At 41.2% G+C, this 13455-nt stretch carries 13 protein-coding genes, 1 tRNA gene, 1 pseudogene and 1 riboswitch; of the genes and pseudogenes, 7 read left to right on the top strand and 8 right to left on the bottom strand.

Annotated features, from left to right (window positions below):
* Window positions 1-75 precede the first annotated feature (75 nt).
* The 4 genes from gbsR to ktrB all read left to right on the top strand — a co-directional run bounded on the left by gbsR (window position 76) and on the right by ktrB (window position 3744).
* Window positions 76-618 (top strand): transcriptional regulator GbsR, encoded by a 543-nt coding sequence (gene gbsR / locus G4P54_RS15895; RefSeq protein WP_024713036.1) that lies wholly within the window; start codon window positions 76-78, stop codon window positions 616-618.
* A gap of 206 nt (window positions 619-824) precedes the next feature.
* Window positions 825-1370 (top strand): biofilm surface layer hydrophobin BslA, encoded by a 546-nt coding sequence (bslA, locus tag G4P54_RS15900; protein ID WP_024713035.1) that lies wholly within the window; start codon window positions 825-827, stop codon window positions 1368-1370.
* Window positions 1371-1510: 140 nt separating this feature from the next.
* A riboswitch (cyclic di-AMP (ydaO/yuaA leader) is annotated at window positions 1511-1659 on the top strand.
* 72 nt (window positions 1660-1731) lie between these two features.
* Window positions 1732-2400, top strand: a complete 669-nt coding sequence (ktrA, locus tag G4P54_RS15905; protein ID WP_167873185.1) for a potassium uptake protein KtrA — start codon at window positions 1732-1734, stop codon at window positions 2398-2400.
* 6 nt (window positions 2401-2406) lie between these two features.
* Window positions 2407-3744, top strand: coding sequence for a Ktr system potassium transporter KtrB (gene ktrB, locus G4P54_RS15910; protein WP_167873186.1), 1338 nt, complete (start codon window positions 2407-2409; stop codon window positions 3742-3744).
* 34 nt (window positions 3745-3778) lie between these two features.
* Here ktrB and G4P54_RS15915 read toward each other — a convergent pair whose 3' ends face one another.
* The 3 genes from G4P54_RS15915 to G4P54_RS15925 all read right to left on the bottom strand — a co-directional run bounded on the left by G4P54_RS15915 (window position 3779) and on the right by G4P54_RS15925 (window position 6679).
* Complete coding sequence (locus G4P54_RS15915; protein WP_167873187.1) at window positions 3779-4042, bottom strand: YiaA/YiaB family inner membrane protein; 264 nt, start codon at window positions 4040-4042, stop codon at window positions 3779-3781.
* Between the two features lie 106 nt (window positions 4043-4148).
* Window positions 4149-4997 carry an exo-glucosaminidase LytG gene (gene lytG / locus G4P54_RS15920; RefSeq protein WP_167873188.1) on the bottom strand — a complete coding sequence of 283 codons (849 nt, stop codon included), beginning with the start codon at window positions 4995-4997 and terminating at the stop codon, window positions 4149-4151.
* Window positions 4998-5149: 152 nt separating this feature from the next.
* Window positions 5150-6679 (bottom strand): MFS transporter, encoded by a 1530-nt coding sequence (locus G4P54_RS15925; protein WP_167873189.1) that lies wholly within the window; start codon window positions 6677-6679, stop codon window positions 5150-5152.
* 495 nt (window positions 6680-7174) lie between these two features.
* On the opposite strand from G4P54_RS15925, the gene cdoA reads away from it, so the two are divergent.
* Window positions 7175-7660: a cysteine dioxygenase gene (gene cdoA, locus G4P54_RS15930; RefSeq protein WP_167873190.1), complete on the top strand. Its 486-nt coding sequence runs from the start codon at window positions 7175-7177 to the stop codon at window positions 7658-7660.
* Window positions 7661-8058: 398 nt separating this feature from the next.
* Here the strand turns inward: cdoA and G4P54_RS21400 are convergent.
* Window positions 8059-8358, bottom strand: a pseudogene (locus tag G4P54_RS21400) (aspartate phosphatase); the annotation flags it as partial.
* Window positions 8359-8389: 31 nt separating this feature from the next.
* Window positions 8390-8788 (bottom strand): hypothetical protein, encoded by a 399-nt coding sequence (locus G4P54_RS15935; RefSeq protein ID WP_024713027.1) that lies wholly within the window; start codon window positions 8786-8788, stop codon window positions 8390-8392.
* Window positions 8789-8988: 200 nt separating this feature from the next.
* On the opposite strand from G4P54_RS15935, the gene G4P54_RS15940 reads away from it, so the two are divergent.
* Entirely contained in the window at window positions 8989-9645 is a 657-nt protein-coding gene (locus G4P54_RS15940; protein WP_167871453.1) for a hypothetical protein, read from the top strand.
* Between the two features lie 353 nt (window positions 9646-9998).
* Here G4P54_RS15940 and G4P54_RS15945 read toward each other — a convergent pair.
* From G4P54_RS15945 to G4P54_RS15955, 3 genes are all read right to left on the bottom strand, one after another.
* Window positions 9999-10071: transfer RNA gene (locus G4P54_RS15945), tRNA-Ala, on the bottom strand.
* Between the two features lie 108 nt (window positions 10072-10179).
* A complete protein-coding gene (locus G4P54_RS15950; RefSeq protein ID WP_167873191.1) occupies window positions 10180-11010 on the bottom strand; it encodes an undecaprenyl-diphosphate phosphatase in 831 nt (276 codons plus the stop codon).
* Between the two features lie 91 nt (window positions 11011-11101).
* Window positions 11102-12268, bottom strand: coding sequence for an AI-2E family transporter (locus G4P54_RS15955; protein ID WP_024713024.1), 1167 nt, complete (start codon window positions 12266-12268; stop codon window positions 11102-11104).
* A 183-nt stretch (window positions 12269-12451) separates the two neighbouring features.
* Here G4P54_RS15955 and iolU point away from each other — a divergent pair, with 183 nt between their 5' ends.
* Complete coding sequence (gene iolU, locus G4P54_RS15960) at window positions 12452-13438, top strand: scyllo-inositol 2-dehydrogenase (protein WP_167873192.1); 987 nt, start codon at window positions 12452-12454, stop codon at window positions 13436-13438.
* Window positions 13439-13455: the final 17 nt, after the last annotated feature.

A 13455-nucleotide genomic window follows, 5' to 3' on the forward strand; every position in this document is an offset into this window, starting at 1 on the left:
TTATGTTTCGTTAAGATAAAGAACATAAAGAAATAACTTAACGAATTTAACTTTCTAAAGGAAAAGAGGGTCAGTATGGATGAAAGTCCAGAATTTGCAGCTATAGAACAGGCACGCGATCTTGTTATCGACTCCATTGCTGAAACGATGGATCTTTACGGAATTACCCGCAGTGTCGGGATTTTATATGGAACGATGTATATGAGGGATGAGATGACGCTTGACGAAATGCGTGAGGAATTGCAAATGAGCAAACCAAGCATGAGCACAGGCGTCAAAAAGCTTCAAGACTTAAATGTAGTGAAAAAAACATTTCATCGGGGCATCCGCAAGCATACATTTGTCGCTGAAAAAGATTTCTTCAAATTTTTCACGAATTTCTTTCCGCCTAAATGGGAGCGGGAAGTTCAAGTGAATGTAGCAGCAATTGAGGAAGCTCAGGCTGATTTACAAGACGTTTTAAACAAGGAAGGTCTTAATGAGGACATTAAAAATGAAGCGTTGCAGCTATTCGAACAGCTGGAAAGCTCTAAAGCTTACTATGACTGGCTGAAGCGGCTCGCTGATGCGGTGCAAAGCGGAGAAATTTTTAAGTTTATACCGATCGAAACAAAGTAAACAGAAAACGCCTGGGAAACCGGGCGTTTTTTGTTCTTTTATATGAAATTATTAAAAATTTGAAAAATACGGGAAAAACATACCATTTACTCCCAAAAAAAATGATGATAGTTTTTATGTAGGTAAAATTTGTATTTGGCCGGTAAGGGGAGGTGAAAAACGGCAGGCCTGTGTATTTTTATCAACTTAATTAGGGGGAATTTATTATGAAACGCAAATTATTATCTTCTTTGGCAATCAGCGCATTAAGTCTTGGTTTACTCGTTTCTGCGCCTACAGCTTCTTTTGCGGCTGAATCCACAGCAACTAAAGCTCATACTGAATCAACGATGAAAACACAGGCAACAGCTTCGTTGTTTGCAACTATCACAGGGGCGAGCAAAACGGAATGGTCTTTCTCAGATATCGAATTGACGTATCGTCCAAACACGCTTCTGAGCCTTGGTGTGATGGAATTTACATTACCAAGCGGATTTACTGCAAATACAAAAGACACAATGAACGGACATGCTTTGCGTACAACACAGATCCTCAATAACGGCAAAACAGTAAGAATTCCTTTGGCACTTGATTTGTTAGGAGCTGGCGAGTTCAAATTAAGACTGAATAACAAAACACTTCCTGCCGCTGGTACATATACTTTCCGTGCGGAGAATAGATCATTGAGCGTCGGAGATAGATTTTACGCAGAAGCCAGCATTGACGTCGCTAAACGCAGCACTCCTCCGACTCAGCCATGCGACTCCAAATAATCTGAAAGACCGGTTAACGCCGGTCTTTTTTGCGTTTTCCCCCTTTTTCCTCTATTCCCAATGTCTTTTTTCCGGTTTAAAATTTAAATTGACAAACACTAGAAACAGGAGTAAATTCTTGAGTGTTCAATTTCATACAGTCTCTTTTATCGCTTAATCAAACACGAACGGGGGAACCAACGATTGGCTGTTTTTTTACCAGCCTTGGGGTGAATCTTACTTAGTAAGAAGGGGTACTCTGAATCCCTAATCCGACAGCTAACCTCGTAGGCGTATGCAGAGAGGAGGTCTATTAGCGGCCATTCTTCGAAATGGTCTTTTTTGGTTCAAAAACGTTACTTTACTAAGGGAGTTATGAACATTGGGAAGAATAAAAAATAAGCAATTTGCCGTGATCGGTCTGGGCCGGTTTGGCGGAAGCATTTGCAAAGAGCTGCACAGAATGGGCCATGAGGTCCTTGCGATTGATATCAACGAGGAAAAGGTAAATGCATACGCTTCTTATGCGACACATGCGGTGATTGCCAACGCCACCGAAGAAAACGAATTGCTTTCGTTAGGAATACGCAATTTTGAATATGTGATTGTTGCCATCGGAGCGAATATTCAAGCGAGCACCTTGACTACGCTATTATTGAAGGAATTGGACATTCCGAATATTTGGGTAAAAGCTCAAAACTATTATCATCACAAGGTGCTTGAAAAGATCGGCGCTGACCGCATCATTCATCCTGAAAAGGATATGGGCGTCAAAATCGCACACAGTCTTTCTGACGAGAATGTTTTGAATTACATTGATTTATCAGATGATTACAGTATTGTTGAACTGCTGGCAACACGCAAGCTTGATTCAAAATCGATTAATGATTTGGATGTAAAAGCGAAGTACGGCTGCACGATCCTGGCTATTAAACATCATGGAGATATCCGTCTTTCTCCCGCACCTGAAGACACCATTCACGAACAGGACTGCCTTGTGATCATGGGGCACAAAAAGGATATTAAGCGTTTTGAAAACGAAGGGATGTAGACAAAGGTGACACTTCAAAAGGATAAAGTCATCAAATGGGTTCGGTTGACACCGCCTCAAGTGCTTGCAATCGGTTTTTTCCTTACGATTATGATCGGGTCTGCGCTCTTGATGCTTCCGATTTCCACAACAAAGCCATTGTCATGGATAGATGCCCTTTTTACGGCGGCTTCTGCTACCACCGTTACAGGACTTGCTGTTGTCGATACAGGCACTCAATTTACGGTATTCGGGCAAACGGTTATCATGGGGCTGATTCAGGTCGGCGGGCTTGGCTTTATGACTTTCGCTGTTTTGATCGTGATGATATTAGGGAAAAAAATCGGATTAAAAGAACGAATGCTGGTTCAGGAAGCCTTAAACCAGCCGACAATCGGCGGCGTCATACGACTTGTCAAAGTCCTGTTTCTGTTTTCCATCAGCATTGAATTGATGGCAGCACTCATTTTATCCATCAGGCTTATACCCCAGTATGGCTGGGCGGCCGGCTTGTTTGCCAGTCTGTTTCACGCCATATCTGCTTTTAACAATGCCGGGTTTTCGTTGTGGCCGGATAATTTGATGAGCTACGTTGGGGACCCTACCGTAAATCTTGTGATTACGTTCTTATTTATCACAGGAGGCATCGGATTTACGGTTCTGTATGACATTTTGAAAAATCGGCGATTTAAAACCTTTTCTTTACATACAAAGCTCATGCTGACAGGAACGTTGATTCTGAATGCGATTGCGATGCTTGTGATTTTTATATTAGAGTACAGCAACCCCGGCACCCTCGGCCACCTGCATCTAGCAGATAAACTGTGGGCTTCCTATTTTCAGGCAGTGACCCCGAGAACCGCGGGCTTCAATTCCCTCGATTTCGGAAGTATGCGAGAAGGAACCATTGTATTTATTTTATTATTGATGTTTATCGGAGCTGGCAGCGCCTCAACGGCGAGCGGCATTAAGCTGACTACGTTCATCGTGATTTTAACGTCTGTTATCGCTTATTTGCGAGGTAAAAAAGAAACGGTTATTTTCCGTCGCTCCATCAAATATCCAATTATTATTAAAGCTTTAGCCGTGAGCGTCACCAGTTTGTTCATCGTGTTTTTAGGGATATTCGCCCTGACGATCACAGAAAAAGCGCCATTTATTCAAGTTGTTTTTGAAACCTTTTCCGCTTTTGGAACTGTTGGACTTACGATGGGCCTTACTCCTGAACTGACAACAGCGGGAAAATGCATCATTATCATCATCATGTTCATTGGAAGAATTGGTCCTTTGACGTTCGTGTTTTCATTCGCGAGAACAGAGAAATCAAATATCCGTTACCCTGACGGCGAGGTGTTTACAGGGTGAAATGAAAAAATCCGGCGTGCAGGCGCCGGATTTTTTATGATTCGATATGAGATTGATTCTGTCTTTTTTCTTGTTCCGCGATAATTTCGTTATCTTCTGCGTTATCACGGGTCACTTTTTGTGTAAGAATCGCACCGACTGCTACAAGTATCATAACTGCAATATAATAGCCTTTTTCATTGAGTGCCAGGTTATCAGCATTATAGAGTCCGATACTAAACAAAAATACTCCCGCAAAAAAAGTGAAATAAGCCAATACTGTAAAGGCAACCGTGTTTCTCCGTCTATATTTCTGCATCTTTATCCCCTCCTAAACATAGTCAATAAGTGATAACTTCCGTGGAATATTATACCTCAAATTCCCCTGAATGGAACAAAGAATTAAAAATACCAGTAAGAAGGGTTTAGGTTGCCTCCTTTATTTCAACAGCAGAATCGTCAATCCAGCCGATGAGTTTATCATTGATTTGAAATTGGTACCATACCGATTGGCCTTGCTGCTTTTTAGATACGACCTTTATGTCTTTTCCGACGTAAGATTGGACAGAAGTGAGCTTTATGGACCGATCATCAGTAGAAGGCTTGGACCATACGTCTTGAACGGCACTGTCTTTAATGGAGGCGTTTAAATCCACTGATTTGAGGGATGGATTTACCTTATCGTACTCAGCTAAATCGTATTTTTCCACAATATCGCTAATTTTGTCAGCGTAGTCAGGGTCTGTAGCATATCCTGCTGTTTGCAAGGCAGTTGCCGCTTCCTTATAATCTCCAGCCTCAAGCACCGGTTTATACTTCTTTTTATTCCATGTTGTGCCGCGGACAAACAATTGGGCGTGGTCATCCATCGATTCAAAAAACGTGCTGTATTTTCGAAACTTTGCGCGAATGGTTTTTCTCTTCCCTTTTTCCACTTCGTCTGTTTCCATCGTGACGTGATGTCCTTTATAGTTTCCTTTTACACCAAAGAGGTTGTTGGCTTTAGCAGCAAGCTCGCTGTTCCCCCAGTCAGATTCGAGAATAGCCTGAGCGATCGTGATGCTGGGAAGAACATGATATTTCTCATACAAAATTTGTGCATGTCCTGACAGGCTGTCAATGAATACTTGCTGTTCATCAACTTCTTCAGGTTCTTTGGATGTTTCAATCGGTTTTGATAAAGTTGTCGCCAATACAAACAGGGCTAGCGGAATAGATACGATGAAAAATAGTGTAATGAAGAGTCTGCGTTTTTTTAGTTTTTTACGAGCCATGAAAACCTTCCTTCAAGTTAAAAGATTACGAATGTAAAAGAATCTACCTTTTAGAATTTTACTTGCACTTCTAATATTTTTCAATTCTTTAAGGATAAAGTTAGGAAAAGATTGCAAACAAAAAACCTTTCCCCTCAAGGAAAAGGCTTTGATCACATATCATATTTCTGTTTAAGCTTTCTGAGTGCATCACGATATTCTCTATCATGTATCACTTTATGTGACAATCTATGTGCTGAAACAGCTGGTTTTTCCGGAGTCGGTTTCGCTTTATCATGGGGTTTATGCGCCAGCTTGTGCCCCATGCCTGTAGCGTTCATACAGAATGACAGGCAAACGAGCAGCACGCTCAGGATAAATGAAATGAAAAAGAGATCATGATAAGCAGTCATCATAGAATCCTGCATCGAACCGTTCTGTCTAGCAGCATCTTTTTTCGTGAAAAAGCCGATGAGGATTGGAACTCCCATATAGACAAATAACCTTAAAAACTGAACGGCTGTCATTCTCTTGACCAAATCGGGCAGCGGGCCGCCCATAGCAGCTCCCATCAGTCCTGCGGCGACTGTCAGCCCCGTTCCAGCCGCAAGCATGATAAACAGCACTGCGAACATATAAAGAGACGAATGATCCTGCATATGCAGCCATTGAAAATTCACAAATACGAGAATGAGGGCGCCTATAATACCGAGCATCCCGGGCCCGACTTTATCATAAAACAAAGCGCTCACAACAGCGGCGATCGCCACTCCGATTAAAAGCGTCAAGTTTAAAAGAATGAGATGCTCCTGAGAAATGCCATACATTTGACGGAGCAAGCCCTGAAAAGCAGAAAGGCTGACAGCTACCGTTATCGTCCCCGCAGCTATGATGAATAGGCCGAGCACCGGTTTTGGCAGCAGCATCTGTTTAATAGAAATAAAGGGGTTTTTCGCTTTATATTCCACAATCAATAGAATGAGAAGCAAGCATAACGTAACGCCAAAACCAGTCCATACATAACCTGATGAAAGCCCCCATTTTTGCAGAAAAATAAATGCAACCGCTGAGGCTGCAGCGAGGCAAACAGATAAAATGATCCCTGCACTATCGAGCGGCTGTTCTTGATCTGCCGCCCCATGATGCTCATCATGAAGAAAGAAATAGCTCACTAACACACCGAGCAGTGACAGTGCACCAAAGGTGTAAAACAGCCATCTCCAGTGGCCGCATCCTGATGCAATTGTTCCAAGGATCGTGCCGATGATCACAGAGCCATAAAATCCGCCGATCAGCACCAGCAGCGCATAGTTTCTGCGTTCAATCGGAAATGACAAAACAAGCATTGGAATCATAACCATCAGCATAACGCCTGTAGCCGCACCCTGTAAAAAGCGTCCTGCCGCCATCCATGCAATATCGCTGGAACATGCGAAAAGCAGTGAGCCAAGTATAAAAACAGGTAATGAAGCCAGATAGATCGGACGGGCTCCGAATTTTTTCCTCAACAGCGGTCCTGCCGGCACCAATAAAGCAAAGGCCATATTGCCGATCAATATCGGATTCACTGATGTGAAGTCACTTGTTCCAACCGTCTTCTGAACAAGGCCTTGAACTGACGACAATGCCGTGTTGGACATCAATCCCGGCCCGACCGCTAAAACAGCGAGCAAAGAAATCACCCAATAGTGTTTTGTCTTCATGTTGTCATTCCTTCCTATATCATTCATAAGAAACACATTATTTTTTGAAAACAAAAGAAGCTAATAGTTTTTAGATGCCATTAGCTTTACTTCTAATCCTATCCCTAACATGGGAAATGATATAATCTTTTATCTATATGTGAACAAATGAGCATATAATCAAATATTATTTCAAATCGGTTTTGTTTTGTCAATGGCGTAAATTTCTAATACAGAACCTGAACAACTTTCATCTGATATCATGATTTGAGCTAAGGTGTCTGGCACTTTACAATGATGGGCCCCTGCTTGCTTCCTCAATCGATTTTAAGTAAACTGTTTTGAATATAACTAACCAACTCGAATAAATCGGAATAAAAACAACATTTTGACCGCACAAATTTTTTATGTACACTGGGCGTTTGCCGCCTCTAAATTGTATATGGGTAAATACCATGAATTAATCTGCAAAATATCAATGCTGCTTCATTTTAAATACCCAGGGAGGCAAAACGAATGGAACTGTATGAGTATATTCACGACATATTTAACGGCTTGAAAAACCCATCGGTTAAGGATTTGGCAACTGCTTTAAAACAAATTCCAAACGCAGCAAAATTGAGTCAGCCGTATATTCAGGAACCAGACCAGTATGCTTACGGCCGGAATGCCATCTATCGAAACAATGAATTGGAAGTCATCGTGATTCACATTCCGCCAAACAAGGAGACAGCAGTCCACGATCATGGCCAATCCATTGGTTGTGCAATGGTATTGGAAGGAAAACTTCTCAATTCTATTTATCGCTCAACCGGCAAACACGCGGAACTCTCCAAATCATACTTTGTCCACGAAGGAGAATGCCTTATTTCAACCAAAGGCTTAATTCACAAAATGTCTAATCCCACGTCCGAACGAATGGTGTCTCTTCATGTCTACTCCCCACCTTTAGAAGACATGGCGGTCTTTGAAGAACAAAGAGGCGTAATGGAAAATTCATGATTTACAGATGAACTGCTCACTTTGACTGCGCTCAACTAGAGGATTCAGCAAATGAACCTATTCTTCAAAACAAAAAACCCTTATAGAATAAGGGTTTACAGGTATGGAGCCAAGGGGGCTCGAACCCCCTGATCTCTACGCCGCTAGTCTGGAGATGGGTTCCTGATAGGAACAGAAGGTTTATATTCAAACCCTAATTTTATAGGGTTTTCTTACATAAGCTTCTGATTAAAAATCCCCACTGTCCCCAAATGGGATTATATCATACTCCGTTAACGTCCCTGTCCGGAGTTAAATTAATTAACTATTTTAAACAAAACCCGAATTATTCCAATACAGTTACTAAAAGAACATTTGCTCGAATATAATATTGTTTAAGGAGTGGTCGGAATGAATGGCGGAAAGCGTTTCTCAATATGTTTAAAATCAACATAATTTACAGATATAACGAAATGACACTGGATTTTTCGCACTATATAAAGATCATACTGATTATAAATGTCCATCTCTTGTTTAACATGGTGCATCGAGATAAGATTTTGCTTCATAATATAATAGGCTTCAGCCAACTTAAAATGAAACTCCGCCTTCTCAATATCATCATTTACATGAGTAAGATGTTTTTCTGCTTCTCGATAAAAGCCGATTGCTTTGACATATTCCCTTTTATCAAACTCATACATTCCACGAAAAAATAACCGCAGTTTGTCTGCGATCTAATTATTACGTTTATGTTGTTTGCGCATCCCCATCGTTTTGTGGCTTTAATAGTATGGTAAGAGTTATCCCTGATGCCCAAGTCAGTATATACCCGCTCAAGACAGTGTAGGGCGCAATTTCGTTTATGAGAGATTTAGAGAAGATGAAATATAGAGCAAAAAAGATAACTGCCGTTCCGCTTAAAACGTAAAATGCTTTTTTGTTTTTAAAAGTTAACCGTTTCGATCGTGTTATCTTTTTAAAAAGCAATGGGCTTCCAGTGTAAATGCCGACGAAAAACGTAAAAATAATAGACCACAAAAAGCCAAAAATCGAAAAATAATTTTCATGAAAAAAACCATCAAAAGACCATCTACTCAAAAAGATAAAGCCAAGTAAATAAACAAATGATAATATAACCTTGACCAAAAACATCCCTCCCCTTCATTCAATATACACCTGCCAAAAGGTTGTTTAAATGGGAAAATACCATCATTTACTTTTATACCATGATTGCCAGAACAGAACCTAATTCCCTGCATATTTCACACTTTTGTTACTTTAGTCTTGTTTACCAAAATTAAACATTGCGTTACCATGGGAAACGAATACTTAAAGGAGGAGATAGAATGAAAAAATTTGCCGTTGGTATTTTATTCACTCTGGCTTTGAGTTTTTCACTCCTGTTCAGTCTTCATGCTAATGCTGCCGAAAAAGTGGACAAGGAATCAGATTTGATTATTGATAAGGGAACCCTTCACGAGGTAACAAAACAAAAAAACGTGAGAACTCTTTCATCTGAGAAAATCCCAACTGTAAAAGAAGTAAATAAGGCTTTAAACAGTATGCATGTCAGCAAAAATCACCCATATCAAAAAATCGATCTCGGCAATGGTTTCACTGTGGAAATGGGCGTCAGTACAGATATGGGAATGGAGAAGATAAAAACACAAGCCACTCAAAATAAAACAGCAAGTGGCTATTACGCTGTAAAATTTGCAGGGCTAAAATTATACGATATTCGAGTAAGCGACAACTATTCATACGAATATGGAAAGAAAATAACGAAGTGGGAAAACCCGCCGAGCGCCTCAGCTTCAGGTTTCGCTGGTTGGAATGGTAAAATCACTTCCAAAAAAATTGCAAACATTGACAAAACGGCCAAGGATGCAATCGCCAATTCTGATTACACGTTTGTAAAGTATGGCGGTAACCGCCACGGCCATATGGAATTACGATTCACAGCAACGGGAAACTGGTACACACATCACGTTTCTATCAAATAAAAAAGCCCTCTCACTAGGGACTAACCTCCCGTTTTTGAAACAGGTGAGACAGGGATCAAAACACCTTTATCAAAAACCAATCACCGATAAAACCAATTGCCGATGGTTTTATCGGTGATTGGTTTTTTTGTTTGGCTACAAATATTGTTATCATAATAAATGTATTCTTTGACAGTTCGTTCTACGATGGCGGTCGTAGTTTGACCAATTTAACCCTACTTTGAAGGCAAAAAGCAACTAAACGACCCCAAAATGAAATTTCCGTCCCCAAATTGTCCCCAATTGCTTTTTTGGGTAATTGGCTCTGTTCCTGACAAACAAAAAAACCCTTATAGAATAAGGGTTTACAAGTATGGAGCCAAGGGGGCTCGAACCCCTGACCTCTACGCTGCCAGCGTAGCGCTCTCCCAGCTGAGCTATGGCCCCGTATGTAACGTCATGTTTATTATAGATGATTTTTTTTTGAAAAACAAGCTGTTTCCTCTTGAACGGACAGAAAAAATAAGGCTCTGGAAGGAGCCTTATTTTTCAGTTTTACATCATGATCAAAAGTAAAATCACACCGAGAATGATTCGATAGATTGCAAATGGGACGAGTTTGATTTTGTTAATGAGTTTTAGGAAGAAACGGACAACAAATAGCGCAACAACAAAGGCAAAGACGAAGCCGACGATGAAAAACGGCATTATATCCGAGCTTAAGCTGTCCCAATGCTTCACAAGGCTTAAAAAGCTGGCGCCCATCATGATCGGCATCGCCATAATAAAGGTAAAGTCGGCCGCCGCTCTATGGTTTAATCCGAGAATAACACCTCCGGAAATGGTTGAACCGGAACGTGAGAAGCCAGGCCAAAGCGCAAGACATTGGAATAAGCCGACGCCTATCGCCTGCTTATAGGAAATGCGGTCGAGTGTGTCTGTCGCTGCTTTCCGTTTATTGACCCAATCAGCAAAAAGCATCAGGATTGCCCCGGCGATTAAACCGAAGGCAACAGTTTTAACGGAAAATAAATATTCATCAATGTAATCCTCAAACAAAAAGCCGAGAACAGCTGCAGGCACAAGCCCGACGGCAATTTGAGCGATGCTTAATTTATGTCCCTGTTTCTGGTCGTTTGTAATATTCTTTTTTAAGCCGAGCAAATTCAAAATCCGGTCTTTAAACACGATGGCTACTGCTAAAATGGAGCCTAGCTGAATAACAACTTTGAATGAGTTGGCAGCTTCTTCTGACATCAGACCGCTTGATTTCAGCCAGAGATCGTCTACTATGATCATATGTCCTGTCGAAGAAACCGGAGCGTATTCTGTTAAGCCTTCTACGATTCCTAAAATGGCAGCTACAAACAATTCCCATAGAGTCATGATTTTGATTCTCCCCATTAGACATTTATTTTTTACATAATGGGAGCTTTCCATAAATGGAAAGCCCGTCTTATATAACTATAAACGAAAATCACACTTTATGACCCGGCGTATTTTCTTTTTTCTCTTCATCGTACAGGTGTGATTGCATTTTAAACCAGTCAAATAAATGTGTTGTAATGACTTTGGCAACCGCATAGCCCGGAATGGCCAGAATGATTCCAACAACGCCAAACAGCTTGCCGGCTGTTAATAGCAGAAAAATAATCGTAATCGGGTGGATGTGAAGGTTTTTCCCCATAATTTGCGGAGAGATCAATTTCCCTTCAATCAGCTGAACAATAGTCCATACGATAACCAGCTTGAGCAGCATGAGCGGCGATGTCACTATTGCGATGATAATCGCCGGCGTAATGGCAATCGTTGGTCCTAAATACGGAACGATGCTTGTACAAGCCGCAATGACGGCAAGCAATGAAGCATAATCCAGCCCGATAATCAAATAACCGATAAACAGCAAAAAGCCGATACAGAAGCTGACAATGATCTGGCCTCTGATATAAGAGCTTAGCCGATGATTCATTTCGCTTAAGACTGTATATGTCTGTTCTTTCAATCGAGTCGGCACAAACTTCAGTATGTAGACCGGCAATTTTCTTCCATCTTTTAATAAATAGAAAAGAATAAACGGAACCGTGACGATCGAAATAATAATCTCAGTCAGCGCGCCGATAAAATTCCCAACGCCGGTAAAGGTGCTGTTCACAATCGTCGCTGCCTGGTCTGAAACCTTTGTCGCGAGATCGGATATATTGATGTTCATCGTTTGCTGGGCCTGATTGACGAAGTTGCTGCCAATCAGCTGTTTCGTCTGGTCTTCTACGACATCCACATATCTCGGGATGTTGTCAATCAAACTCATAATTTGTTCTTTTAAAAAGGGGATGATGGACACGATCGTGATCGTGATCAGCCCGATAATCAACAGATATAACAGCAAAATAGAATAGATTCTTCTGATTCTTCTTCTCTCAAGGAAATCGACCACTGGATTTAACAGATAGAACACAATGCCTGTTAAAATGATCGGCAGTGATATCGTTTTGAGCAGAACAATAATCGGGGTGAAAATGAATGATGTTTTTGTAAAAACAAGAATATTTAAACCAATCAACAGCAGCACAAGCAAAAATAAAACAAACTTATTGTCCAAGAAGAATCGCTTGAATCTGCCGCTCCACGTTTGCAACGTCTCCACTATCGTTCCTCCGTCATACTTAGTTTAATTAAATTGTACACTATCGTCCCTATAATGAAAAACAATAACCGTTAATTGCTGGAAAAGCTTTCAAGCCTATTTGCATTCGTAGTCATATCTATCATGTGATTTTGTTCTTTTTAAGCTATAATTTAGCTATATCATGTAAAAGGAGCGATAACAGTGATACGTTTTGCAATAATAGGAACCAACTGGATTACAGACCGCTTTCTTGAATCAGCAGCAGAGATAGAAGATTTTCAGCTGACAGCTGTTTATTCAAGATCGGCTGAACGCGCTGCCGAGTTTGCCGCTAAACACAGTGCTGATCACATCTTCTCAGACCTTCAGGAAATGGCGGCAAGCAATTGCTTTGATGCCGTATATATAGCCAGCCCGAACGCTCTTCACAAAGAACAAGCCGTTCTCTTTATGAACCATGGCAAGCATGTACTTTGCGAGAAGCCGTTTGCTTCGAATACAAAAGAAACAGAAGAGATGATTTCAGCGGCTAAGGAAAACGGCGTTGTGCTTATGGAAGCGATGAAGACCACTTTCCTGCCGAATTTCAAAGAGCTGAAAAAACACTTACATAAAATCGGAACTGTCCGCAGATTTACCGCAAGCTACTGCCAGTACTCCTCACGCTATGACGCGTTTAGAAACGGAACCGTCTTGAATGCGTTTCAGCCTGAGCTTTCCAATGGATCATTAATGGATATCGGCGTCTATTGTATTTATCCTGCTGTCGTGCTGTTTGGTGAGCCGCAGGATGTGAAAGCGAACGGATATGCTTTATCTTCCGGAGTGGATGGAGAAGGCACCGTCATTCTGTCTTACGACGGTTTTGAAGCCGTTCTGATGCATTCTAAAATCTCTACTTCCTACGCCCCTGCGGAAATCCAAGGTGAAGACGGGACAATTGTCATCGATGCGATTCACCGTCCTGAACGAGTGGAAATCCGCTATCGTGACGGCCGTTTGGAAAACATCTCAATTCATGATCCTAAACCGGCGATGTTCTACGAAGCAGAGGAATTTGTCTCACTCATAAAAGAGAAAAAGCAGGAATCTGAAGAAAATACATTTGAACGGTCTTTGATCACCGCGAAAATCATGGAAGAAGCAAGAAAGCAAATGGGGATTATCTACCCTGCTGATCAAGCCTGAAAACATCCGCCCGCGTG

It is taken from the genome of Bacillus tequilensis, assembly GCF_012225885.1.
GTDB classification, from domain to species: domain Bacteria; phylum Bacillota; class Bacilli; order Bacillales; family Bacillaceae; genus Bacillus; species Bacillus tequilensis.

What these genes read in the sequence shown, in the direction of transcription:
- gbsR (WP_024713036.1), top strand. Translation starts at nt 76, where the DNA reads ATGGATGAAAGTCCAGAATTTGCAGCTATAGAACAGGCACGCGATCTT.
- bslA (WP_024713035.1), top strand. Translation starts at nt 825, where the DNA reads ATGAAACGCAAATTATTATCTTCTTTGGCAATCAGCGCATTAAGTCTT.
- G4P54_RS15915 (WP_167873187.1), bottom strand. Translation starts at nt 4,042, where the DNA reads ATGCAGAAATATAGACGGAGAAACACGGTTGCCTTTACAGTATTGGCT.
- lytG (WP_167873188.1), bottom strand. Translation starts at nt 4,997, where the DNA reads ATGGCTCGTAAAAAACTAAAAAAACGCAGACTCTTCATTACACTATTT.
- G4P54_RS15925 (WP_167873189.1), bottom strand. Translation starts at nt 6,679, where the DNA reads ATGAAGACAAAACACTATTGGGTGATTTCTTTGCTCGCTGTTTTAGCG.
- cdoA (WP_167873190.1), top strand. Translation starts at nt 7,175, where the DNA reads ATGGAACTGTATGAGTATATTCACGACATATTTAACGGCTTGAAAAAC.
- G4P54_RS15940 (WP_167871453.1), top strand. Translation starts at nt 8,989, where the DNA reads ATGAAAAAATTTGCCGTTGGTATTTTATTCACTCTGGCTTTGAGTTTT.
- G4P54_RS15950 (WP_167873191.1), bottom strand. Translation starts at nt 11,010, where the DNA reads ATGACTCTATGGGAATTGTTTGTAGCTGCCATTTTAGGAATCGTAGAA.